This is a genomic window from Amycolatopsis nivea (genome assembly GCF_004522235.1).
GTDB lineage: Bacteria > Actinomycetota > Actinomycetes > Mycobacteriales > Pseudonocardiaceae > Amycolatopsis > Amycolatopsis nivea.
This window is the reverse complement of record NZ_SDLT01000118.1, coordinates 1-495: the sequence shown is the minus strand read 5'-3', so window position 1 is coordinate 495 and position 495 is coordinate 1. Positions and strand designations below refer to the sequence as shown.

General features: G+C 68.3%; 1 protein-coding gene. It reads left to right on the top strand.

The genetic code is table 11. The features are described 5' to 3' along the window. Positions 1–348, top strand: a 348-nt coding sequence (locus EIZ44_RS44480) for a transposase (protein WP_205673506.1), incomplete at its 5' end; no start/stop codon positions are given. Between the last annotated feature and the right edge of the window lie 147 nt (positions 349–495).

Here is a 495-nt window from a genome sequence, read left to right as displayed (position 1 = left end):
GACACGGTCACCGCCGAAACACAGCACCGCGGCCGCGCCGGAACCATCGAGCAGATCTTCGCCGACCTCAACGACTCAGCACTGGCGCACTTCCCCTCGGGCCGGTTCCACGCCAACGCGGCCTGGCTCACCCTCGCCGCGCTGACCCACAACCTGCTGCGCGCCGCGGGATCCCTCGCCAGCCGCTTCCACGCCAAGGCCAGAACCGGCACCATCCGCCGCCAGCTGATCACCCTCGCCGCCCGCATCGCCACCACCGCCCGCACCATCACACTGCACCTGCCACAACGATGGCCATGGGCCGACAGCTACCTCGGACTGTTCACCGCCGCCCGCCGCACTCCCTGACCCCGCCAACCCACCGACCGGACAACAGTGGAACGCGCTGGTGCGACGCCAGCCACACCAGCACGCCCACACACCCGGCCCCACCCGCAAACCCACCAACAACATCAACAAACCCAACACAAACAGAGACTCGGTGGATCCAGGTCT